Raw genomic sequence first — 23,232 nt, 5'->3', positions numbered from 1 at the left:
GTTGGCAGATAATTAAATACCCAAGATTCTTGTATACCAAAGACTAAAGAGTGGGTTTCCCCACTCTTCAGAAATTCGTACTATCTCGTTCACTTCAAAAATTATAACATAGTCTGGTAATAGTGACAAGTAACCCACCTTTGCATAGCTACTACACTAATGAAGGAAAAATCGAAGCGTATGGCTTCAGGACATAACGAATGGAGTTATCCTGCTAATTGCCTGTCCATTAGAACAAGGATAGCTGATTGCTTTCAGGCAAACCACGGAAACATCCCATGTTGGTCAGCAACTCCACAATCGTTTTGGTTGCTTTGGACTTCTGCTGAAAATCCTCAATCGACAGAAACTCACCATGCTCGCGGGCCGCAGCAATGTTACGAGCCGCATTATCCCCAATACCTGCCAGTGCAGAGAATGGAGGAATCAAAGACTTCTCGTCCACGATGAATTTCGTCGCTTCCGAGCGGTACAGATCAATCGGTTTAAGCGAGAAACCACGCGCGGTCATTTCCAGTGCCATTTCGAGAACAGGAAGCATGTTTTTCTCTTTTGGCGGCGCCTGGAACCCGAGTTGTTCAATCTCTACGATTTTGCGATAGATGGCATCATAACCCTGACACACCAGCTCAATGTCCAACTCGTCTGCACGCACGGTAAAGTATGTTGCATAATATTCGATCGGATGATACAGCTTGAAAAACGCTGTACGCACAGCTGAAATAACGTAAGCAGCCGCGTGGGCTTTCGGGAACATGTACTGGATTTTGAGACAGGAGTCAATGTACCATTGGGGTACCTTGCAGTTTTTCATCTCGTCAATCCATTCCTGCGGCAGTCCACGTCCTTTACGAACACTCTCTGTAATCTTAAAGGCCAGACTCGCATCCATTCCCGCCTTATAGATCAGGAACAACATGATATCATCCCGACAACCAATTACCGTTTTGATGTTACATGTGCCGTTCTTGATCAAATCCTGCGCATTACCAAGCCATACGCCCGTACCATGAGAAAGTCCCGAGATCTGCAACAAATCGGCAAAAGATGACGGCTGCGATTCGACAAGCATCTGACGTACGAATTTCGTCCCCATCTCTGGCACACCGAATGTGGCAACAGGGGATCGAATCTGCTCCGGGGTTACGCCAAGGGCATCCGTGGAGTTGAACATGCTCATTACTTTGGGATCATTCATCGGAATCGTTGTTGGATCAACGCCCGTAAGATCCTGCAGCATACGCATCATCGTCGGATCATCGTGTCCCAGAATATCAAGCTTCAGCAAGTTTTCTTCAAACGCGTGATAGTCAAAGTGGGTTGTTTTCCACTCTGCTGTAACATCATCTGCTGGATACTGAACAGGTGTAACATCTTCCACTTCAATATAATCCGGTACAACAACGATACCGCCGGGGTGCTGTCCCGTGCTTCGTTTTACACCAGTACAGCCAGATGCCAGACGATTCAGCTCGGCGCCGCGCCACTTCTTATGATGTTCTTCTTCATATTTCTTCGCAAAACCAAACGCCGTTTTCTCGGCCACCGTTCCGATCGTACCCGCACGGAATACACTCTTCTCACTAAACAGTACTTTCGTGTAATTATGGGCATGGGGCTGGTAATCCCCCGAGAAGTTCAAGTCGATATCGGGAACTTTATCCCCTTTAAACCCAAGGAAGGTTTCAAACGGAATATCCTGTCCTTCCCCTTTGAGTTTTCCCCCGCAATCAGGACACGGTTTCTCTGGCAAGTCAAATCCACTCGGTACGCTACCGTCCAGGAACCATTCGCTATGCTTACATTCAGGGTTCACACAGATATAATGTGCAGGAAGCGGATTAACCTCCGAGATGCCCAGAAACGTTGCTACGACGGATGACCCCACCGATCCCCGCGAACCTACAAGATAACCATCCTGATTCGATTTTTTCACCAGACGTTCCGAGATCAGATAGTTGGCAGAAAATCCATATTTGATGATTGGCTGCAATTCTTTTTCCAAACGAGCAATAATAACTTCCGGCAGGTCTTCACCATAGATCGACTTCGCCGTGTTGTAACAGGTATTACGGATTTCCTCATCCGCCCCCTCCAGAATCGGAGTAAAAAGCTTGTCTGGAAATAGCTTGATTTCCTCAAAACGATCGGATAACTCAATGGTATTGGTAACCACGACTTCATATGCCTTATCCTGTCCAAGGAACTGGAATTCCTCCAGCATTTCGGCTGTTGTTCTAAAGTGAGCATCCGGTTTGCGCTGATCTTTAAGTGGGCTGAATCCGGTAATTCCATGAATCGTAATATCCCGGTAAATTTTATCTCTCGGCTCCAAATAATGAACGTTTCCTGTAGCAATGACCGGTTTATTTAATTTTGCGCCGATATCTACAACTTTACGAACCGCAAGTTTCAACTCTTCGGGTGTGGCAACGAGTCCTTTGTCCACCAGATGCATGTACATGGTCAGTGGCTGAATCTCCAGAATGTCGTAAAACTCGGCAATTTCCTCGGCTTCTTCCACTGATTTGTTCAGGACAGCCTCGAAGAACTCACCTTTTTCACAACCGGATATGACGACCAATCCTTCGCGTAAGCTTACAAGCTTGGACTTAGGTATACATGCAACACGTTTGAAGTACTCGGTATGTGAGAGGGAAACCAGTTTATAGAGATTTTTCTTGCCTACATCATTCAACGCGTAAATTCCGCAGTGGAAAGGACGTGTATTCGACAAATCTACCCCAACGAAATCATTCAAACGATCCAGCATCGTCAGACCTTTTAGTTGGGCTGCATCATTGATGAGTCCATTCAGAACCCCTGCCAAAGCAATCGTATCATCGATCGCCCGGTGATGGCTTTCCAGCGCAACTTTATATTTATCAGCGAGTGTATTCAGGCGGTGATTTTTCATTTTTGGATATAAAAGACGCGCCAGTTCTAAGGTATCAAGCACCGGGTTTGGCAACTCAGGCATGTTCAGATTTTTGAGGGATGCCTGAATAAAGCCCATATCAAACCGTGCATTGTGCGCGACCAGTACACCATCACCAGCAAAGGCAACGAAATCACGAATAACCGGTTCAAGCTCTGGTGCATCCTTTACCATTTCATCTGTAATGTTGGTTAATTGCTGAATGTTGTATGGGATTCGTTCATGCGGATTGACAAAGGTAGCAAAACGATCCACCTCTTTCCCCTCTTGGACTTTGACAGCGGCAATCTCAATAATTTTGTTCTGTGTTACCGACAGTCCCGTGGTCTCGATATCAAATACGATATACGTGGCCGTTTTCAGATCCATTGATTGTGGATTCAGGACAACCGCTACAGAGTCATTCACCACATTGGCTTCCAGGCCATAGATCATTTTAATTCCGTTTTTCTTCGCTGCCTTGGCTGCTTCCGGATAGACCTGAACACCACCATGGTCAGTGACGGCAATCGCCTTGTGTCCCCAATCAGCAGCTGTTTTTACATATTTATCAATGGACGTTACGGCATCCATCGTACTCATCGTGGAGTGTAAGTGGAATTCTACACGTTTCTCCTCCGCTGTATCCTTACGAGATGGCGGTGCTTTGATTTCAGTCAAATCGGAAGGAATCATAGCAAGCTCAGGAATTTGCATAAACCGGTCGTACTCTACACGTCCGCGAACTTTTACCCATTTTCCGTTCGCCAGCAAGCTGAGAATTTTGACATCTTCTTTGGTTTTGGCAAACATCTTCATTTGCATTGAATCCGTAAAGTCTGTCAGATAGAAGGTGAATAGCGTATTTCCATTCCGCAGTTCCTTGCGGTCCAGCCCAAAGATCGTTCCCTGGAGAGTAATTTTCTTTTCCTCATCCTGAACTTCCTGCATCGGAACAGCCGGCTCTTTGATCTCATACCCCATCTGCAACCGCACATCACCTTGATCTTCTTCTTCCGGCAGTTCGGTATCGATGACTTCACTCATCATTTTTTCGATAACCTGTCGTTCTTCTACTTTCTTCTGAGCCTGGAATTGCTCCATTGCCTCTTTGTTGCTTCCCGCTTCGCCCACCTGCATTTTAATACGCAGTGGCAAGTGAAAATACTTTTCGTAGAATCGGGTAATGGCTTGGTCAATCTGCTTTTTGCGAGCGAGCTCCATAGATGTGGAATCACTCATCGTCAGTTGCAACAGATCGGCTTCACATTCCACTGTCGCACGATTCATCCAGCCATTTACAGACGGAATTTCACGAGTAACCCATTCCAGAAACAGGTTCCAATACTCATTTACGATATCGTTAGGCAGCACCTTGTCTGTATATTTAAAAGCAAATGTAATTTTGGCAATATGATTCAACTTCTCCTGAATATGCAGACTGAACGTTCGATAGATCGGCGCAGGCACCAGTGTGTCCTTACCAATCTGGATATGCCATTCGCGATTCGTACGATTGGTCTCGACCTGTTCAATCCACCCATCCAGGAAATAAGGGTCAGTCAAACCTGCCGGAAGTTCTGCCTGTTTCATCAACAACTCAAACCGTTTTCTCTTCTCCTCAAATCCACTCATCGTGTTCCTCCTGTGCCCCCTTAAAACATGAAAAGCTTCTGTATTCAAAAATGTCCCCGATCCGAACCCGCACCGATCCATTTTATCCGACAGAAGCTCTTCATTCATTGCTAAACCGGTGAATAAGCTCTCTTCATCAAACCGTTAACTAGTATGCTCTTGCAAACACAACCGTGTGTTGCGCTTTTTCACCACAAGCCAGACATGTATGTTTTTCTTCCGCTGGCTGGAACGGAATGTTCCGGCTGGTTGCACCCGTGACTTCTCTTACTTTATCTTCACATGCTTCTGATCCACACCAGCCAGCCAGTGTAAATCCGCGTTTGTTTTCCATCAGTTCTTTCATCTCATCCAGTGTGTCTACGGAGTAGAAGTTGTCTGACATAAATGTACGAGCACGATCAAGCATGTCTGCCTGAACTTGTGTCAGCATCGTTTGAATCTCTTCAACGAGGTTTGCTTGTTCAACCACTTTCTTCTCTCCAGTAATACGGGAGACAAGCACACATACGCCGTTCTCCATATCACGAGGGCCAATCTCCAAACGGATCGGTACACCACGCATCTCATACTCGTTGAACTTCCAGCCTGGACGAACATCACTGCGATCATCCATTTTCACACGAATACCTGCTTTTTTCAGTTCAGCAAACAATTCATCCGCACGACCTACAACGGCATCACGTGTTTTTGGCGGTCCAATCGGAATCATCACCACTTGCGTTGGTGCAACTTTTGGCGGCAGTACAAGACCACGGTCATCTCCGTGGACCATAATCAAAGCTCCGATCAAACGTGTACTTGTTCCCCACGAAGTGGTATGCGCAAGTTCCAGAACGTTATTACGGCTCAAATATTGAATTTCAAAGGCTTTTGCAAAGTTAGTCCCCATGTAGTGAGAAGTACCTGCCTGTACGGCACGTCCATCCTTCATCATGGCTTCAATCGAGAACGTATCCACTGCCCCGGCGAACTTCTCGGATTTGGTCTTCTGTCCTGTAATAACGGGAATGGCAAGGTATTCTTCGACTACTTCACGATAGATTTCAAGCATTTTCATCGTTTCCTCGCGAGCTTCTTCTTCTGTTTCGTGAGCTGTATGGCCCTCTTGCCACAAGAACTCACTCGTGCGAAGGAACGGCAACGTTCTTTTTTCCCAGCGAACAACGTTAGCCCATTGGTTAATCAATACTGGCAGATCACGATAGGACTGAATCCATTTGGAGTACATATGTCCAATAATCGTCTCGGAAGTTGGGCGGATCGCCAAACGTTCTTCGAGCTTTTCTCCGCCTGCTTCAGTTACCCAAGGCAACTCAGGGTTAAACCCTTCCACGTGCTCTTTTTCCTTTTGGAAAAAGCTTTCGGGAATGAACATTGGGAAGTACGCGTTGCGATGGCCCGTTTCGCGGAAACGGCGATCCATCTCATCCTTAATGTGCTCCCAAATTTCGAAGCCGTCCGGTTTAAATACAATGCAACCACGAACTGGTGAGTAGTCCATCAGATCTGCTTTTTTAATAACATCAATGTACCAGCGAGAGAAATCCTCACCCTGCGGTGTAATTTCTGTCACGAACTGTTTATCGTTTTCCTTTGACATAAGACTCCAGCGTCCTCCCATAACGACTAGTACTGAATACTCAGCACATAGTCAAACCGTAATTATCCGTTAATTAAACGTAGTATATCATTATATGTTACAGCCAGCATTAGTACAAAGAGCATCGCGAACCCGACAAAATGCACCATACCTTCCCGATTAGGGTCAACCGGACGTCCACGCAACGCTTCGATTCCGAGGAAAACGAGACGGCTGCCATCAAGCGCAGGAATCGGAAGCAAATTGAAGATTCCCAAATAAAGGCTTAGAATCGCCGCCCATCTTGTTAATTGCTCGATACCTTGCTTGGCAATCTGGCCAGTTACCTCAAACGTACGCACAGGTCCACCAATATCATCCATGCTAAACTGATTAATTAAATGTCTGAACCCTTCAAAAATAACCCTGGTCGTATCCACCATAGCTACTCCCGAGAACTTGAACATTTCCACGAATCCAACAGAACGAGTAGGCAAGACAGGCGCAATACCTACCTTTCCGCCTTCCTGACCTTCTACCGCACGAGGTGTAATCGTGACATTAAATGTCTCGTTCCCCCGGCGCAGAGTCCATTCCATCGGCTTGTCTTTGGATTCAGCAATCATGGATACCATCTTCTTAGAATCCGTACCGATAACTGTACCGTTAATGGTTTCAATGATATCGCCCTTTTGCAGATTCGCTTGATCTGCCGCTCCGCCTTTAAACACTTCACCGATCTGCAGATTTTTTGGATTCTCTACCGGAACGCCTGCCATCTGTGCATACACAGCGAACAGAACAAAAGCAAGTATAAAGTTCATGAGTGGACCTGCAAAAATCGCCATAGCGCGTTGAGCAACCGTTTTACTACCAAACTGTCGATCTTTAGGCGCTATTTGTGTCTGCTTGCCTCGGCTAACCAACATCGCTTGTGGATGTATTTGATAATGCTGCACTTCGCCATCCACATCCAGTTGTAACTTAAGCGTGTTCTCCATATCAATAGAGATCACTTCTCCGCGAATCACATTTTTACGGTTATCCAATTGGTCGAGATAGATCATTTTGACCTGATCGTCCACAGTCCGTACCGCTATGGTCTGTCCTTCTTGAATCTCAATCAGTTCCGGGTCTTCTCCTGCCATCCGTGCATATCCGCCAAAAGGCAGCAAGCGCAGCGTGAACTGCGTCTCATTTCTTTTATATGAGAATAATTTGGGACCAAAACCGATCGCAAATTCCCGTACAAGAATGCCGGCGCGCTTGGCAAAATAATAATGCCCCCATTCATGCACCGTTACGATGACAAAGAACATGAGCACCGTTAGAAATACCACTTGTATGGTTTCCAATCCCTATCCATCCTCCTTCACGGCACGTACCGCAGTCTGTCCCTCTAGACTATCATTATTCTCTAATGCTGCACAAGAGAATCGCTTCGTTCCGTTTGTCTCAAAAAAAGAGTTTACAGCACGGACGCAAGCTTGCGGCTATCCTGATCACAGGTAGCAATTTGCTCCAGATTAGGTTTGTCCACATTTTGGTGCGCTTCTAGCACTGAAGCAATGATATCTTCTATTTTAAGGAATGAAATCTCTTTCCGCAAGAAACGTGCTACAGCAACCTCATTGGCTGCATTAAAAGCCGTCGTTGCAGTCCCTCCCATTTTACCACATTCATATGCCATTCTTAAACACGGGAAACGATCCATATCCATCTCCCTAAAATGAAGTTGTCCAACTTGGGCAAGAGACAACCGTTTTGCCGGAGAAGGCATGCGGTCAGGATAGGTCAAAGCATATTGAATGGGGACACGCATATCCGGAGTACCCAGCTGGGCAATGATACTAGTGTCTTCGAATTCCACATAAGAATGGATGATGCTCTCTGGATGAAGTAGTACATCGATCTGCTCATAGTCAAGACCAAACAACCAATGTGCCTCAATGACTTCAAGGCCTTTGTTAACCATCGTTGCAGAATCAATCGTGATTTTCGATCCCATGGACCAGTTTGGATGCTTGAGTGCATCCTCTACAGTCACATGTTCTAGTTGCTCACGTGTAAGATGTCGAAACGAACCACCTGATGCAGTCAATGTAATTCCAGCCACACTGGATCGATTCTCTCCATTTAAACACTGGAAAATTGCCGAGTGTTCACTGTCAACAGGTAAAATAGAAACTCCTTTGGCTACTGCTCTATCCATAACGATGTGTCCCGCTGTAACCAGAGTCTCCTTGTTGGCAAGTCCAATCTGTTTCCCGGACTCGATCGCTGCAAGCGTAGACTCCAGCCCAACACTTCCTACAACAGCAGTAACAACCGTGTCTGCATCTGTTCCTGCAGCAACCTCGATGAGACCCTCTGAACCGTAATACACTTTCGTGCCTGCTGGCACATGTGGAGCGATCTTATCAGCCAACTCTTTTGATCCTACCGAAATCTTTTTAGGCTGATAACGTCTAGCCTGTTCGATCAGCAAATCTATATTGCCCCCGGCAGCTAGTGCTTCCACTTGAAAGTGTTCTGGATGCATATCAACAACATCCAATGTCTGTGTCCCAATCGACCCTGTCGAACCAAGAATCGCTATTTTTTTCATTACTGCACCTCACCTCTACCGAATCCAATGCTTGTGGGCGAGCCACCTTAATCATTTTTAAGCTGTCTTCTTCTAATAAGGCAGTAGCATCAGTATATGTACAAATGGAAACACCACAATCCAACTGTCGCACCGATCCAGAATGCCACCATGCCCAGGAAGAAGATTGCCTGAATCCTTAATGTTGTAAACGCGTTTGTAGGCTGACTGGATCAAGTCACCCATCTGACCAACTACTGCACAAGCAATCCCGATTAAAATGGCTCTCTGCCAGGAGAGTAAGCCGTCTGATACCAAGGCAAACACCACCGCGGTGGCAATCGCAATAACAATGCCGCCGAGTGCACCTTCCACGGTTTTGTTTGGACTGATCGAAGGCCAAAGTTTGTTTTTCCCAATCCACTTACCTACAAAATATGCTCCGGCATCACTTGCCCAGATTGAACCTAACAGAAGGAATGTCCAGAATAAACCATGATGTAAATGTCTAGACTCTGCGATGTAATAAAATCCTGTTCCAATATACAACACACCGATGAAAAGCATAGCGATTGTATTGACTGGTAATCTGTTCTTCGTGACAACCGAAGCGGTCATCAAAATTAGCATGATGATCCACGAAATTTGAAACAAGGATAACGGTCTTACATCCCATACCATTTCCCATGGAAATACCATAGAAACAATTCCAGCATATCCGATTAGGGCTACACCTGAAAATGGCTTCACTCCGGTCATTTTCACAAATTCATAATAACCGATGAGTGCCATAAGCAAGACCAAACCGTGATACCAAGGCCCGCCAAGCATACAAAAACCCAAAAACAACACACCTGCAATAATTCCAGTCGTTAATCGCTGTTTCAACGGCTTCATCCTCCATCTATTTCAAACCGCCGTAACGCCTTGTTCTGCGCTGATATTCGGCTACTGCTTCAAGCAGATGCTGTTTGCCAAATTCGGGCCAGTATATATCCGTAAACCATAATTCGCTATATGCAAGTTGCCATAACATAAAATTGCTCAGTCGCAGTTCGCCACTCGTTCGAATCAACAGATCCGGATCCGGCATATCTGCGGTCAGCATATGTTTGTCAATAAGTTCAGGTGTGATATCTTCTGCATCCAGTTCCCCTGACTTTACCTGCAGAGCAATGTCTCTCACACATTCCGTCATCTCCCGGCGGCTTCCATAGTTCATCGCAAAGTTCAACACCAGACCAGTGTTATGTTCCGTAAGACGAATGGCTTCCCGCAAAGCATTAACCGTATGTGAAGGCAGATGTTCCTCATGTCCCATCATACGGATACGTACATTTTTTTCGATCAGTTCATCTAACTCAATAGCCAAAAACTCTTGCGGAAGTCTCATCAGAAAATCCACTTCTTCTTTTGGACGCGTCCAGTTTTCTGTCGAAAAAGCGTACATCGTCAGATATTTGATGCCCAGTTCATCCGCCGCGATGGTTGCACGTTTGACTGCCTTCATGCCGTTCTGGTGTCCAGCTATACGCGGGAGACCCAGACGTTTGGCCCATCGTCCATTGCCGTCCATGATGATGGCGACGTGCTGCGGGATATTATCCTCGGATATAGTCAGCGTTTCCTGCTTGTCAGCCCCATTCCACCACGACCGAACCCGTTTGATCATTCCTGTTCCTCCAAAATCCCTGAAGTTTCTTCATCTGAAGCTTGGAAAAAGAGACAAAACCCCACCATATTGGAGGGGCTGCGCTTGTCTTACACTTCCATGATTTCTTTTTCTTTGGCAGCAAGTACCTTATCGACTTCAGCGATAAATTTATCAGTCGACTTTTGGATGTCGTCCTGATGTCTCCGGGATTCATCTTCGGAAATCTCGGACTTTTCCATTTTCTTAATATCATCATTCGCATCACGGCGAATGTTACGAATCGCAACTTTACCTTCTTCGCCAAACTTTTTGGTTAGTTTGACAAGCTCAGCTCTACGCTCTTCCGTCAGCGGCGGAATAGCCAGACGAATCATGCTACCGTCGTTAGCCGGGGTCAGACCAAGGTCTGATTTCATAATCGCACGTTCGATATCACTCATCGCTGATTTGTCCCAAGGCTGAATCATCAGTGTCCGGGAATCCGGTGTACTGATATTTGCCAATTGGTTCAAAGGTGTCATTGCACCATAATACTCAACTTGCACACGATCCAGAAGAGCAGGTGTTGCACGGCCTGCACGCAACGTAGCCAAGTCACGGCGCAATGCCTGAATCGCTTTTTCCATGCGCTCTTCAGCATGTTGTTTAACTGCTTGTGGCATTAATCTACACTCCCTTTAACGATTGTTCCGATACGCTCGCCCAGAACAACACGTTTGATGTTACCTTGTTCAGTAATGTTGAATACAATCAACGGAATATTGTTATCCATGCAAAGCGAGGACGCCGTTGAATCCATTACACCAAGGTTTTTGTTAAGTACATCCAGGTATGTCAACTGCTCAAACTTTTCAGCTGTGCTGTCTTTGAATGGATCTGCCGAATAGACACCATCCACTTTATTTTTGGCCATCAAGATCACTTCTGCTTCAATCTCCGCTGCGCGCAGTGCTGCTGTTGTATCCGTGGAGAAGAACGGATTACCTGTACCTGCTGCAAAAATAACGACACGGCCTTTCTCCAGATGACGAATGGCTTTACGACGAATGTACGGCTCAGCAATCTGTTGCATAGCAATTGATGTCTGCACACGAGTTGGCACTTCAATCTGTTCAAGTGCGTCTTGCAGCGCCAGAGAGTTCATCACCGTCGCGAGCATACCCATATAGTCCGCAGTTGCACGATCAATCCCGTTCTCACTGCCAGCAATACCACGCCAGATGTTCCCTCCGCCGCATACAATCGCAACCTGTACGCCAAGCGCAACCACATCTTTTACCTGCTGGGCAATGGATGAGATCGTTACTGCATCAATGCCATAGCCGTTTTGACCGGAAAGAGACTCCCCGCTCACCTTTAAGACAACACGTTTAAATACTGGCTGTTCCAATTGTTCACCCTCCACTTTGAATTGAACACCTTCCGGTGTTCAACCAACAAAACTTCTCGCGCATGGACTCCTGCTTAAAAAGAAAGGAACACAGAAGTGTTCCGCTCTTTTAGGAATAACAAATTACCGTTCAGCATTGTTTTCCTGAGATATAAGGGAGTTTACGCTTCGAAGTTTCATCATTCTTATATCTTCGAAAATCAATCCTGCTTTGTCGGCTTGATAACGTCTTATTTGTTAACTTGGGACATAACTTCTTCTACGAAGTTATCCACTTTTTTCTCCAAACCTTCACCCAGTTCGTAACGAACGAAACGACGGATAGAGATGTTTTCACCAATTTGGCTGATTTTTTCATTCAGCAATTGGGAAATTGTTTTGTCTGGATCTTTAACAAAAGTTTGTTCCATCAGGCAATATTCTTCGTAGTATTTACCGATACGGCCTTCAACCATTTTTTCAATGATTTTTTCTGGTTTACCTTCGTTAAGCGCTTGAGCTTTCAAGATTTCTTTTTCTTTTTCCAACTCATCCGTAGGAACTTCTTCGCGTGTAACATATTTAGGATTAGCTGCAGCGATTTGCATAGCTACGTCTCTAACGAAATCCTTAAATTGATCTGTTTTACCAACGAAGTCAGTTTCGCAGTTAACTTCAACCAAGACACCGATACGTCCGCCAGCGTGGATGTAAGATTCTACAGCGCCTTCAGTAGCTGCACGACCCGCTTTGCTCGCTGCTGCAGAAAGACCTTTTTCGCGCAACAATTCAGCCGCTTTCGTTACATCACCGTTTGCTTCTTCCAGTGCTTTTTTACAATCGAGCATTCCAGCGCCCGTTCTTTCGCGAAGTTCTTTTACTGCACTCGCATTAACTGCCATTATAAATTCCCTCCAGATTAAGTATTGTACGTACACGTACACTCTAAAAAAAGGGCAGTGAGAGGTTATCCACCTACCAACCACCCTTTTCATTTAATTCATGAATGTTATGTTCGAAAACTATTAAGCGGAAGTTTCTTCGCCTTGGTTAGCTTCGATAACGGCATCAGCCATTTTACCTGTCAGCAATTTAACAGCGCGGATCGCGTCGTCATTACCTGGGATAACATAATCGATCTCGTCTGGATCGCAGTTAGTATCAACGATACCAACGATTGGGATACCCAATTTGCGAGCTTCAGCAACAGCGATACGCTCTTTGCGTGGATCGATGATGAACAGGGCGCTAGGCAGGCCTTTCATATTTTTAATACCGCCCAAGAATTTCTCGAGACGATCTTTTTCTTTGCGAAGCAAGATAACTTCTTTTTTAGGCAGAACAGCGAAAGTACCGTCTTCTTCCCAAGCTTCCAACTGTTTCAAACGATCAATACGTTTTTGAATAGTAGAGAAGTTAGTCAGGGTACCGCCGAGCCAACGTTGGTTAATGTAGAATTGACCAGCGCGTTCAGCTTCTTCTTTAACGGAATCTTGAGCTTGTTTCTTAGTACCTACGAAAAGAATAGTACCATTCTCGCCTGCGATTCCTTTAACGAAGTTGTAAGCCTCTTCGACTTTTTTCACCGTTTTTTGCAAATCGATGATGTAAATTCCGTTTCTTTCAGTGAAGATATAACGATCCATTTTTGGGTTCCAACGACGAGTCTGGTGACCGAAGTGTACCCCAGCTTCGAGAAGCTGCTTCATGGAGATTACTGCCATCTTCACACACCTCCTAATATGGTTTTTTATTGTGTCCTCCGCCAGCATCATTTTTCGCTAAGACTCTCCATCAGGAAAGCACCCTCAACAAAATTAGCACAGCGTGTGTTTTAACACCGTTATCTAATATATCATAAGTGTCAGTATGTTGCAACAATATCTGAATCTAAATTTTATAGCTTTATTATATCAAAAATAATCCACCTATCATCAAAAAGAACCGTCCAGTCCGAGCATGTGCGCTCAGCTTGACGGTTCTTTGGTAATTTTGGCGATAATCGACTTAAAACTCTCACCCTTTTCAAGAGAGTACGTGCCCACTTGAATTTTTTTATTAATACCTTGAGACTTCCCTGCCTTGATAAAGGCTTGTGCATCGTCCACAATACCGGCTTCTTTCAGATTTTCGGCAACCATAACCAAACTATTTCCAGAACGAACCTTAAATGTTACAGCAGGTCCATTAGGTTTAGTTGGCGTCACAGGTGTATTCGTCTTGGGTTGATCTGTCTGTGGCTGCTTTGGTTCCGTCGGTTGTGCAGCAGAGGTAGTTTGCTCTGGTTTTTCAGCCGACTTCCCTTGCATCTGGCTGCTTTCCTGCTTTTTCTTTGACACCCATTCAGCTTCTGTATATAACTCGTCCTGGGTACCAACCAGTTTCATATCCAGACTCTTTGCTGCTGTTTCCAATTGTTCTTTCGTCCAATTGTCACGTTGTACCGGTTCCAAATTACTGTCAGATAGGGCCTTTTGCCCCACCGTAGCTAGCTGAAGCAAGATTGCTCCAGTAATCATGCCACTTCCTATACCAATCCACAAAGATCGCTTGTCCATGGTCAGCTCTCCTCCCGCTCTGCAAGCTGCAGTATTAATTGCACCTCACCAAGCTGTATGCCTGTTTGTCTAGAAATAGCATCCATAGACTTTCCTTCATCATGCAACCTAAAAAGCTCTGTGTAACGATCTTTAATCGATTCACGCTTCTGCTCTTCTTCTTGCGCCGGGTTATCTTGTAGCTCTGATGCTGATACAACTTCTTGATTCGTTTCAGCCCTGACACTGTCCATGAGGCTTCGTGCTTGTAAACCCTCTGATCGCTGGACCGTTATGTTCTCTGCAGTGGTGAGTTCATTCGTCTTACCCTTTTGTTGCTCCAGCTGGTCAAGCCGTTGTTGTAATTCCTTGAGTTGTGACTGCATCCGATGATCTGCTGCGGTGGCTTCCCCTTTAAGTTCAGCCACACGTTGAATAAGAGCATCGTTATCTTGTTCAATCTCTGTCATATAATGTTCAAGCGTTGACTCCATCTCCTGCACCAACTGATGCGATGGTTGCTGTACTTTGTCCTTACGAGGCATAATGAATGCATAAGCAATTGCGCAAGCTCCTAATATGACAATAATGATCCATGGTGACAAATTGCTTCTCTCCTTTTATTACGACCACCCTCGGGCGCAAGCTTACAGCATGTTTGTAGTCTTTTACATAGACAGATCAATATGTTTACCTTTGTAGGGATGTTCAGCAGGTTTCAAGTGCTCCTGCTCGTCCATCGTCTCCCGTCCATCAGTCCCACTATGCTGGTCTCGCTCATCCGCATGACCATCTCGTACCGAAGTATGCGATGTCTCAGCCATGGCTTCACTGCGTTGCCGTGCCTCATTGGCTTCTTTATTCGTCTGTTCGGCGAGCAGATTCTGGTCAGTAACCGGTCTCTGCTGGGCTTCACTTTGATATCGTCCCGCTTCACTCGTTCGCGGCACCGCAATCTGCAACTCCACTGCTTTGAAACTCATACGCTCACCTCACGGTTTCGAATGGATTTCCTCAAAAGGCTGTTGCCAGTTTTAAACGTACGGCACCATGGTAATATCTCCGTCCTGATAATAAAATGACATTCGGCTAACGGGATCTTTAATAAATTTCGTATATCTGCCGATAACTATTTTAGAGCCCCCATAGATCATCTTCAAAATATCAACACGAGCTCTGCTTGTATCTTCAAGTACCTTTTCAATTTCCAAGATACGCATTTTCATTTCTTCACTCTGATGAAGAGCCGATTTTTGAGTTGAGTTTAATTTGATTCTCATCGCCATCTTGTCTGGCGTTAGTTGTCCTGCTGCAGCCAGCTGATCAAGAAGAGTCAATGCTTTCTTGGTTTTATCCAAGGAGTCCATCTGTTCTCTCATTTCTTTACGCAATTCATTCATTTCGTTTCGGAGTCTTGGTAGCACGCCAACCTCAATCGAGGTGACTGTAGACATCGTGTTACCTACAACACGCGCAGATACATGCTCTCCGGCCTGTGTTGAGCCGCCAACGATAAGTCCTTTTGTTCCTGCACAGATTACAGCATGACCCGCACGGACATTGGAGTGCATAATACTTTGGGATACAAGTACATCTTCACCTGCATCAACATTGCCTTCTTGAATGAACGTGCATTTCACATGATGTCCGGCATGAATTAAACCTTTGTTGTAACCGATGATCCCACCGGTAATTTCGATAGAGCCACCTGCCTCCAGTTCTGCTCCTTCGACACCACCGACGACACGAATGTCACCTGCCGCTTTTACTTTAAAGCCAGTAAGTATATTGCCTCGGATCACGACATTACCTACAAAATCAATATTTCCATGTTTATAATCGACATCACCATTGACTTCGTACACTGGAAATACGTTAAGTTTGTTTCCATCTGTCCTACTCACCAAGCCGTCAATTGCAGCATACATCGCAGAACCGTCAGGACTGACAACAACGTTTTTTCCGATTTTGAATCGGGCTTCCTTTCCGGAACGAAAAGGGATTTCTTCACCAGTCACTGCTTTACCTGGTATGCCATCTACAGGATCGATACGCTTTGCAATGATCTGACCACTGCGCACATTGTCTAACCGTATTAGCTCTTTGTAATCCACTTTTCCGTCTTCTGCTTCCAGTGGCCGCTGCTCGCTGTCATCTTCTTTACCAATCAAGACTTGAATATATCCATCAATCCCTTGTACAGGAGAAACGCCTTCGGCTATCTTGCATTTATCTTTCAGGTAGGCAGACGGGTTATTCACAAATACTAGTAATGCTTCTCGCAATAGACCATGTTTAATGCCCTTGCTCTCCACAAATTGTTCAAGCTCTTCCGTGGTACAGGAAAAGCCTTCTTCTTCGTTGTAATATTCAAGATAAGCGATACATTTATCATCGGATAAAACAACATTTAGTGATTTATCCATAGCAGTCCGTTGTGTCAACGCAGATCTTCCTCCTTATTAGCCTGTCCACTCCCTATACATATCTTAACTTCTGCTCTCTAGTCTTTACGCATCAGTAGATCTTTTTGTTTATCCAGTGTGCCGCGAAGCCGCAATATGGCTTTGGAATGTAACTGGGAGATACGAGACGGCGAAAGAGACATAACCTCTGCAATTTCACTTAAAGACAGGTCTTCGTAATATAAAAGGGAGACCACCGTTCGTTCTTTCACTGTCAGCTTCTCAAGCCCTTGAACCAGCGCTTCTTTTAAATAAAACTCATTGACTTTATAATCCGGATTTTTGGCTTTTTCATCTACCATTAAAGACAGACGTGTCTCTGACTCTTCTTCCCGGATCGGATCTTCCAGCGAGCAGAGCGACATAACTGCCACCTCCTGAAGCATATGTTGAAAATCCTTTGTTGACACGTCCAGATACTGACTCATTTCTTCATCACTGACAGAACGCAAGTAGGTCTGCTCCAATTGCTGGTAGGCATCTTCAATCCGCTTTGCTTTCTCACGTACAGATCTGGGAACCCAGTCTCCTTGACGCAATCCGTCGAGTATGGCTCCGCGAACCCTCCATGAAGCGTACGTCTCGAATTGCAAGCCTCGTTCATAATCGAATTTTTCCAGTGCATCAATTAGACCCATAACGCCGTTGCTCTCCAAGTCATCTTTCGGAACATTTTTGGGTAAACCAACGGCCAGACGGCCTGACACATAGTTAACAATATGAAGATATTTTTCGATCAACAATTTCTTTGCTTCAAGATCTCCGTATTCTTTCCACTTTTCCCATAGATCTGAATGGTTCAAATGTGAAGCTTTACGCTCGTTCAATTGCTTTCACCCTCCTTATTTGTCTGTCAGGTGACGAACGGCCTGCGCCAACTCCTCCGGGTCCTTGGTCCGGACAAGTTTAGGCGGATCCAAGGGAGCAAATCCCGTTGGAGCTTTCGTCTCAGATGGTGGATGATTAGCCCCGGCGGAGTCGCTCTGTCCGTTTTTGAGCAAGTCATTCAGCTCTTGTCCATCGTCTTCGAGTTTGATGTCCACCTGTGAACCTCTTAGATCTTGAGTACCCTCTGAAGCATAAACAGATCCATTTTCTACATGAGGGCTAAACAATATCCCCAATCCCCAACGCAGACCATATGCAAGAACATACCAGGCTGCGAATCCAATTAATCCGCGTATTAAACTGGTCATCAACACATTGCTGCTGAATGCTACAAAAAAAGTCAGAACGAATCCGACTATGCCTGCTCCAAGATTAATGCGGTAGTTTCCTATCATGTATTATAATTCCTTTACACCCATTTGTACGCTGCGAATAGTTAAAAGTCCTGTCTCACAATTCATTTCGATAGTTCGACCGTAATTTCCTCCTGTATCTTCGCCCAAAAGCGGAATTTTGAGCTGTTCCAACATTTCTCGACAGGAGTCTGCATTTCGTGGCCCAATTCGCATGGTATCTCCTGCACCCGAGAAAGCAAACATCTGCGAACCTCCGGCCATCTTAGATACGATTCGCGATTGAGACGCGCCCATTTTCAGCATCTTCTCAAGCAATTCTGGCAATGCTGTATCCGCGTATTTAGCCGTGTTCAAATTACCCTCCCGGGCAATCTCTGAACTCGGAAGCATGACATGTGCCATTCCAGCGAGTTTCAACTGTGGGTCATACATCGTTAGCCCCACACACGACCCTAAGCCAGTTGTACGGATTACGCCAGGAAGTTGAGCGATATTCAGATCCGCCATACCGACTTTAACGATGCTTTTGTCCTCAATCATTGTCCAGTGGCACCCCTAGCGATTCAAAAATCTTTGCAAATGACGGCGGATCAGGAATCAGGAAAAATTGCCCTTCTACTTGATCTCTACCTTCAAAGAAAGAAGTGTCAATTAACAATGCCGCATCGCCCATCTCTCCAAATTGCAATAGCCCATAACTCAGGATTGCTCCCGCCATATCAATCGCAAGTCCCGGAACCGTTGGGTACATTGATAACTTTGTGAAATCCGCAAGAGAAGACAGGTAAGATCCAGCCAGAATGTTTCCAATCTCAGATAGAGCGGATTGTTCCATATCAGTGAATGCCAAGCCTTCTTTTAGCTCAAAACCAGCGAGACGGTTCAATAACATTTTAGCAGCCTCTGGTGTCATCATAAAGAAGAGATTACCAGGCGCTTCACCTTCTACACGAAGAAATATTGTGACTACAATGCGCTCGTCACCACCCACTTTTTCAGCAATCTCCTCAAATGGGAGCATCTGAACAGTGGGTACGCCCATATCAATCGGTCTGTTAAGGAGTTGAGACAACGCCGTAGCGGCGTTGCCTGCTCCAATATTACCGACCTCTTTGAGCACATCCATTTGGAAACCCTCAAATCGGTTAAACATCTCCACGTTCTAGCCCTCAACACTTTCCAGCTGCACAATCTCGCTTTTATTTAATACTTCGTTGAGGTTGAGCATAATCAACAAGCGGCCATCTTCCAATTTTGCAACACCACGAAGATATCTTGCTTTCACGCCACCAACCACTTCGGGCGGAGTATCGATCGAACTGCTTTTAATGTCGATAACATCATTGGCAGAGTCAACGATAAAACCAACCTGCATATCGTCAACACCAACAATGACGATCCGTGTTTGATCTGTATATTCCGTTTCCGCAAGGGAGAAGCGTCCGCGGAGATCAATAACCGGAATAACAACACCGCGCAGGTTGATAACACCTTTTACAAATGAAAGTGTTTTGGGAACGCGGGTAATAGGCATCATACGCTCAATAGTCTGAACCTTGTCTACCTCAATTCCGTACTCTTCGGTTCCCAATTTAAAGACGATGACCTTCAACTCTTCTTCCATGTAAAAAACCTCCCTATTCGATTTAAAACTCTATCATTATGCTTATTTAATAAATGCGTTTGGATCAAGAATCAAAGCCACTTGTCCATCTCCAAGTATCGTCGCACCGGAGATTCCTTCAATCGCAGGAAGATACGTGCCCATAGACTTCAGAACAATTTCGCTCTGACCAATGAACTCTTCAACAGCAACAGCTGCCAAACGCTCTCCTTTTCGAATTACAACAATCTCGGTTTCTTTCTCATCCGCATCGTTGAAATCCGGCACTCCGAAAACTTCGCTTAATGAGAGATAAGGAATCAAAGACTCACGGAACGTAATCATTTTATTACCATGAATATTACGAACTTGCTCACGCTGTACAATCGCGGTCTCTACGATCGAAGACAATGGAACTGCATACTTCTCTGAACCGAGTCGTACAAGCATCGCAGCAATGATAGAGAGAGTCAATGGAAGCTGTACGGAGAAGTTAGTACCTTTGCCTGGAGTTGACGTAATCGTTACATTACCGCCAAGCGAAGTGATTTTTGATTTTACAACGTCGAGACCTACTCCGCGGCCTGAAATATCAGAGATCTTATCTGCTGTACTAAATCCAGGGGCGAACAACAATTGATTGACTTCATCATCGCTCATTTTCGCACCTTGTTCCTCCGTTACAACGCCTCGTTTGATGGCTGTTTGCAGGAGTTTTTCACGATAAATTCCTTTACCATCATCTTCAATCTCAATAAACACGTGATTACCACTGTGGAAAGCTCGCAGATTAACTGTGCCCATTTCCGGTTTTCCAGCCGCAACTCGCTCCGAGATCGATTCAACACCATGGTCAACCGCATTACGCAACAGATGCACAAGCGGATCTCCGATTTCATCAATCACCGTTCTGTCCAGCTCTGTTTCAGCACCTGTAATGACGAGATCGATCTTTTTATCCAATGTTTTAGCCAAGTCACGAATCATCCGTGGGAAGCGGTTAAAGACGGTATCCACAGGAACCATCCGCAATTTCAGTACGATGTTCTGCAAGTCCGTACTCACACGGCTCAAGTGGGCTACAGTATCCGACAGATCGTTATTGCCGGTCTCACTTGCTAATTGTTCAAGGCGCGAACGGTCGATCAATAGTTCGCTGAACAAGTTCATCAGCACATCAAGACGCTCAATGTCAACACGAATTGTGCGTGAAGGTGCGGCTGCCTGTTTGGGCGTTGCTGCCTTCGTGGAAGCTGCTTTACCTTCTTCTTGAGGTTTAGAATCTAAAACAGGCGAATCCGAACCAACCACAGGGGCTGGGGCTGGTGCTGCTTCTACCGCAACCGCGGCTGCCGCCTGATTGGTCATCTGTTGCAACGTTTCTTGATCCAGCTGAATCAATTTGGCACTCTCGATCTCCGAGATGCTCATAATGCCCTTTTCCAGTTCATGCGCCTCTTTGGTCGTTATGTAATACAACGAGAAACTGCGCTCAAACTTCTCTTGCTCGATATCCTGAACAGAAGGATAGGCTTTAACGACTTCACCTGAACGCTCAAGCATGTCAAACACCATGTATGCCCGAACACCTTTTAACTGACTATGCTCACTCACAAGGACGTCAACATAGAATACACGGTGACCTTCTGCGATAGACTGATCAAGTACTGAATATTGGAATTCGTCCAGTTCTACAGCATTGGAGATCGAGGAGTTCGTTTGCTTGTCTACCTTTGCAACAGGAGCACTACCTCCTGTCCATTCGCCACTTTCAATAGCCTGAAGCGAAGCAACAATGGAGGAGACATCCGCTTTACCTTCACCGCCACCGGTAATGTCCTGAACCATAGTCTCCAAAGCATCCAAACTCTTGAACATGGTATCAAAAATGTAGTCCTGCATTTTCAGCTTTTCATTACGAACCATATCCAGTACATTTTCCATTTTGTGTGTCAGTGAAGCCAAATCCTCGAATCCCATGGTTGCCGCCATACCTTTGAGAGTATGAGCCGAGCGGAAGATGACCTGCACTATACCCAGATCTTCCGGATTTGCTTCAAGTTGTAGCATGTTTTCGTTAAGAGATTGTAGATGATCATTAGACTCATCAATAAACATGGATAAATATTGGTTCATGTCCATTGTGAGGCACCTCCTCCGTAAGTTACACTCCGTTATTTCACTGCTTGAACAAGTCTTGGCGCAATCTCCTGCAGGGGCAGAAGATGACGCACGCATTGCAGCTCTACAGCTGAACGCGGCATACCATAGACAACACAAGTTTCTTCATTTTCGGCAAAAGTTGATGTGACTCCGGTCTCGTATAATTTTTTCATCATACGCGCCCCGTCACTCCCCATACCTGTCAGAAGAACAAGATGTCGTTGTAAAGATGTAAACGGCAGAAGCGACTCAAACATCGTATCCACTGAAGGTCTGTGACCATTCACCTGTTGATCCTCACTCAGCTTCAAAATAAATCTTCCATCTGCTGCTTTGTGAACTCTCAAATGGAAACCACCAGGTGCGATATAAGCCGTTCCTTTTTTTAGTACCATACCGTCTTCTGCCTCGACTACATGGAGCGGACTAAATGTATTCAACCGTTGTGCAAGTGAACGGGTGAAATTAGGCGGCATATGCTGCACAATAATGACTGGCGCCGGCAAATCCGCTGGCAACTGTTCCAGTAAAGTCTTGAGAGCTCTTGGTCCACCGGTTGAAGAGCCGATCGCAACAAGTTTGTTGAACGATCCTTCCGATCCCGCTGAAGTTTTAAAAGCCGTATTAAGTTTAGTTGGCTCCTTCGCAGGAACAGGCACAGCCGTAGAACTGGTTGCTGGCTGCTTCGTCTGGGGCCGGGGCACCTCTGGTGTTCTGACCTCTTTGCGAGCCTGCAGTGGACTCACAGGCGGCTTACTCGGTATGTCCGTTTTCGTACGAGCAGATTGATCAGGCTTACCTAAGCCATCCTTTTTTGTGATCGTACGCTCCGATTTCGGAGGAGAAAGCGGGACACTCGGTTGTTTTTTAGCCTGTAAAACTCCAGTACGCTCTTGAAATGTCTCTCTTTTTGGAAGTATCGGCGGAACTGTCTTATGAAGCGGTTCAACAATTTCCTTCGTCATTTCTTCCTTCTTTACCGATTGTGCTGGAGGAATTACAGTATTGCGGGAAGCCTCCATTTTTTTGATCGATTCTTTACGCTCAGCTTTTCGCTTCACTTCATGCATGGCAGCACGCATTCGTTCAACCAGCGCTTTACCAACCTGAGCAATATCCTGATCATGCACAACAGACGGCTTGCGAATAAAGTCAAATGCGCCAGCTTCGAGAGCCATAATGGTCTCTTTCATACCTTGTTCATTAATACCAGAGAGCATAATCACAGGAATGAAGGAATCCTCCATTATGGATTTAAGTGCATCCAGTCCATTCATCTCCGGCATTTCAACATCCATCGTGATGATATCAGGCTTCAACTCTAATGCTTTTTGGATGGCTTCTTTGCCGTTTGACGCAGTGGCTGTAACCTTGAACTCTGAGTCCGCTTCAATTAAATCGGTCACAATTTTGCGCATAAAAGCGGAATCATCGACAACCAATACTTGATAGACCGCCATATTGTGTCACCTCTGT

The 23,232-nt window shown here is 45.5% G+C and carries 21 protein-coding genes; all 21 read right to left on the bottom strand.

Going from position 1 to position 23,232, the window contains the following annotated elements; genetic code table 11:
• Positions 1-229 precede the first annotated feature (229 nt).
• Complete coding sequence (locus tag FS818_RS03880; RefSeq protein WP_145329806.1) at positions 230-4,552, bottom strand: PolC-type DNA polymerase III; 4,323 nt, start codon at positions 4,550-4,552, stop codon at positions 230-232.
• Between the two features lie 148 nt (positions 4,553-4,700).
• Positions 4,701-6,155: a proline--tRNA ligase gene (proS, locus tag FS818_RS03875; protein WP_123064482.1), complete on the bottom strand. Its 1,455-nt coding sequence runs from the start codon at positions 6,153-6,155 to the stop codon at positions 4,701-4,703.
• 62 nt (positions 6,156-6,217) lie between these two features.
• A complete protein-coding gene (gene rseP / locus FS818_RS03870; protein WP_145329804.1) occupies positions 6,218-7,489 on the bottom strand; it encodes an RIP metalloprotease RseP in 1,272 nt (423 codons plus the stop codon).
• A 113-nt stretch (positions 7,490-7,602) separates the two neighbouring features.
• Positions 7,603-8,742 (bottom strand): 1-deoxy-D-xylulose-5-phosphate reductoisomerase, encoded by a 1,140-nt coding sequence (locus FS818_RS03865; protein WP_145329802.1) that lies wholly within the window; start codon positions 8,740-8,742, stop codon positions 7,603-7,605.
• Positions 8,743-8,814: 72 nt separating this feature from the next.
• Entirely contained in the window at positions 8,815-9,609 is a 795-nt protein-coding gene (locus FS818_RS03860) for a phosphatidate cytidylyltransferase (RefSeq protein ID WP_145329800.1), read from the bottom strand.
• 16 nt (positions 9,610-9,625) lie between these two features.
• Positions 9,626-10,393: an isoprenyl transferase gene (locus FS818_RS03855; protein ID WP_145329798.1), complete on the bottom strand. Its 768-nt coding sequence runs from the start codon at positions 10,391-10,393 to the stop codon at positions 9,626-9,628.
• 89 nt (positions 10,394-10,482) lie between these two features.
• On the bottom strand, positions 10,483-11,037 hold the full coding sequence (frr, locus tag FS818_RS03850) for a ribosome recycling factor (RefSeq protein WP_090923843.1): 555 nt from the start codon (positions 11,035-11,037) through the stop codon (positions 10,483-10,485).
• The gene (gene pyrH, locus FS818_RS03845; protein ID WP_090923844.1) at positions 11,037-11,765 is read right to left on the bottom strand and encodes a UMP kinase; all 729 of its coding nucleotides are present in this window, start codon (positions 11,763-11,765) and stop codon (positions 11,037-11,039) included. Before pyrH ends, frr begins: the two co-directional genes overlap by 1 nt.
• Positions 11,766-11,995: 230 nt before the next feature.
• Positions 11,996-12,646 carry a translation elongation factor Ts gene (gene tsf, locus FS818_RS03840; RefSeq protein WP_056700641.1) on the bottom strand — a complete coding sequence of 217 codons (651 nt, stop codon included), beginning with the start codon at positions 12,644-12,646 and terminating at the stop codon, positions 11,996-11,998.
• A 123-nt stretch (positions 12,647-12,769) separates the two neighbouring features.
• A complete protein-coding gene (gene rpsB, locus FS818_RS03835; RefSeq protein WP_024630243.1) occupies positions 12,770-13,468 on the bottom strand; it encodes a 30S ribosomal protein S2 in 699 nt (232 codons plus the stop codon).
• A 243-nt stretch (positions 13,469-13,711) separates the two neighbouring features.
• Complete coding sequence (locus FS818_RS03830; protein WP_145329796.1) at positions 13,712-14,302, bottom strand: endolytic transglycosylase MltG; 591 nt, start codon at positions 14,300-14,302, stop codon at positions 13,712-13,714.
• 2 nt (positions 14,303-14,304) lie between these two features.
• Positions 14,305-14,886 (bottom strand): DUF6115 domain-containing protein, encoded by a 582-nt coding sequence (locus tag FS818_RS03825; protein WP_145329794.1) that lies wholly within the window; start codon positions 14,884-14,886, stop codon positions 14,305-14,307.
• 63 nt (positions 14,887-14,949) lie between these two features.
• Positions 14,950-15,264 carry a hypothetical protein gene (locus FS818_RS03820; protein ID WP_145329792.1) on the bottom strand — a complete coding sequence of 105 codons (315 nt, stop codon included), beginning with the start codon at positions 15,262-15,264 and terminating at the stop codon, positions 14,950-14,952.
• Between the two features lie 51 nt (positions 15,265-15,315).
• Positions 15,316-16,725: a DUF342 domain-containing protein gene (locus FS818_RS03815; RefSeq protein WP_145329791.1), complete on the bottom strand. Its 1,410-nt coding sequence runs from the start codon at positions 16,723-16,725 to the stop codon at positions 15,316-15,318.
• Between the two features lie 59 nt (positions 16,726-16,784).
• Positions 16,785-17,573 (bottom strand): FliA/WhiG family RNA polymerase sigma factor, encoded by a 789-nt coding sequence (locus tag FS818_RS03810; protein ID WP_090923849.1) that lies wholly within the window; start codon positions 17,571-17,573, stop codon positions 16,785-16,787.
• A 15-nt stretch (positions 17,574-17,588) separates the two neighbouring features.
• Positions 17,589-18,029 (bottom strand): hypothetical protein, encoded by a 441-nt coding sequence (locus FS818_RS03805; protein ID WP_145329789.1) that lies wholly within the window; start codon positions 18,027-18,029, stop codon positions 17,589-17,591.
• A 3-nt stretch (positions 18,030-18,032) separates the two neighbouring features.
• Complete coding sequence (locus FS818_RS03800) at positions 18,033-18,530, bottom strand: chemotaxis protein CheD (protein WP_090923851.1); 498 nt, start codon at positions 18,528-18,530, stop codon at positions 18,033-18,035.
• Positions 18,523-19,143 carry a chemotaxis protein CheC gene (locus FS818_RS03795; RefSeq protein WP_145329787.1) on the bottom strand — a complete coding sequence of 207 codons (621 nt, stop codon included), beginning with the start codon at positions 19,141-19,143 and terminating at the stop codon, positions 18,523-18,525. Before FS818_RS03795 ends, FS818_RS03800 begins: the two co-directional genes overlap by 8 nt.
• 9 nt (positions 19,144-19,152) lie before the next feature.
• The gene (locus FS818_RS03790) at positions 19,153-19,614 is read right to left on the bottom strand and encodes a chemotaxis protein CheW (protein ID WP_123064468.1); all 462 of its coding nucleotides are present in this window, start codon (positions 19,612-19,614) and stop codon (positions 19,153-19,155) included.
• Between the two features lie 42 nt (positions 19,615-19,656).
• Entirely contained in the window at positions 19,657-21,735 is a 2,079-nt protein-coding gene (locus FS818_RS03785; protein ID WP_145329785.1) for a chemotaxis protein CheA, read from the bottom strand.
• A gap of 32 nt (positions 21,736-21,767) precedes the next feature.
• On the bottom strand, positions 21,768-23,216 hold the full coding sequence (locus FS818_RS03780) for a protein-glutamate methylesterase/protein-glutamine glutaminase (RefSeq protein WP_145329783.1): 1,449 nt from the start codon (positions 23,214-23,216) through the stop codon (positions 21,768-21,770).
• Between the last annotated feature and the right edge of the window lie 16 nt (positions 23,217-23,232).

It is taken from the genome of Paenibacillus xylanexedens (assembly GCF_007680605.1).
Lineage (GTDB): Bacteria > Bacillota > Bacilli > Paenibacillales > Paenibacillaceae > Paenibacillus > Paenibacillus xylanexedens_B.
Note: the sequence above shows the minus strand (reverse complement) of the source record. Positions and strands in the feature narration are given on the sequence as shown.

Bases quoted from the DNA above. Each gene is read 5' to 3' on its own strand.
- FS818_RS03880 (WP_145329806.1), bottom strand. From the start codon at position 4,552: ATGAGTGGATTTGAGGAGAAGAGAAAACGGTTTGAGTTGTTGATGAAA.
- proS (WP_123064482.1), bottom strand. From the start codon at position 6,155: ATGTCAAAGGAAAACGATAAACAGTTCGTGACAGAAATTACACCGCAG.
- FS818_RS03865 (WP_145329802.1), bottom strand. From the start codon at position 8,742: ATGAAAAAAATAGCGATTCTTGGTTCGACAGGGTCGATTGGGACACAG.
- FS818_RS03855 (WP_145329798.1), bottom strand. From the start codon at position 10,393: ATGATCAAACGGGTTCGGTCGTGGTGGAATGGGGCTGACAAGCAGGAA.
- frr (WP_090923843.1), bottom strand. From the start codon at position 11,037: ATGCCACAAGCAGTTAAACAACATGCTGAAGAGCGCATGGAAAAAGCG.
- tsf (WP_056700641.1), bottom strand. From the start codon at position 12,646: ATGGCAGTTAATGCGAGTGCAGTAAAAGAACTTCGCGAAAGAACGGGC.
- rpsB (WP_024630243.1), bottom strand. From the start codon at position 13,468: ATGGCAGTAATCTCCATGAAGCAGCTTCTCGAAGCTGGGGTACACTTC.
- FS818_RS03830 (WP_145329796.1), bottom strand. From the start codon at position 14,302: ATGGACAAGCGATCTTTGTGGATTGGTATAGGAAGTGGCATGATTACT.
- FS818_RS03820 (WP_145329792.1), bottom strand. From the start codon at position 15,264: ATGAGTTTCAAAGCAGTGGAGTTGCAGATTGCGGTGCCGCGAACGAGT.
- FS818_RS03805 (WP_145329789.1), bottom strand. From the start codon at position 18,029: ATGATAGGAAACTACCGCATTAATCTTGGAGCAGGCATAGTCGGATTC.
- FS818_RS03800 (WP_090923851.1), bottom strand. From the start codon at position 18,530: ATGATTGAGGACAAAAGCATCGTTAAAGTCGGTATGGCGGATCTGAAT.
- FS818_RS03795 (WP_145329787.1), bottom strand. From the start codon at position 19,143: ATGTTTAACCGATTTGAGGGTTTCCAAATGGATGTGCTCAAAGAGGTC.
- FS818_RS03790 (WP_123064468.1), bottom strand. From the start codon at position 19,614: ATGGAAGAAGAGTTGAAGGTCATCGTCTTTAAATTGGGAACCGAAGAG.
- FS818_RS03785 (WP_145329785.1), bottom strand. From the start codon at position 21,735: ATGGACATGAACCAATATTTATCCATGTTTATTGATGAGTCTAATGAT.
- FS818_RS03780 (WP_145329783.1), bottom strand. From the start codon at position 23,216: ATGGCGGTCTATCAAGTATTGGTTGTCGATGATTCCGCTTTTATGCGC.